We start from the raw sequence: 237 nt of genomic DNA, 5'->3' as shown, positions 1-237 counted from the left end.
AACCCTGGCGATGACCTACTCTCGCATGGCTTAGGCCACACTACCATCGGCGCAGCTGCGTTTCACTTCCGAGTTCGGGATGGAATCGGGTGGTTCCACAGCGCTGATTTCACCAGGGAGACGGTTGGAGCAGCGCATCGCGCCAGCTCGGCAGGGGTCTCTTCCGAGAAAAGGCAAACATAAAGACGACTGCCTTCATAAAAAGCAAAACCCCGCAGTGTTTTCTGCGGGGTTTTG

At 56.1% G+C, this 237-nt stretch carries 1 rRNA gene; it reads right to left on the bottom strand.

The features are described 5' to 3' along the window. Nucleotides 1–2 precede the first annotated feature (2 nt). Nucleotides 3–117: ribosomal RNA gene (gene rrf, locus QZH66_RS12595) — 5S ribosomal RNA — on the bottom strand. Between the last annotated feature and the right edge of the window lie 120 nt (nt 118–237).

The organism is Stenotrophomonas sp. YIM B06876 (assembly GCF_030711595.1).
In the GTDB taxonomy this organism is placed as follows: domain Bacteria; phylum Pseudomonadota; class Gammaproteobacteria; order Xanthomonadales; family Xanthomonadaceae; genus Stenotrophomonas.
Note: the sequence above shows the minus strand (reverse complement) of the source record. Positions and strands in the feature narration are given on the sequence as shown.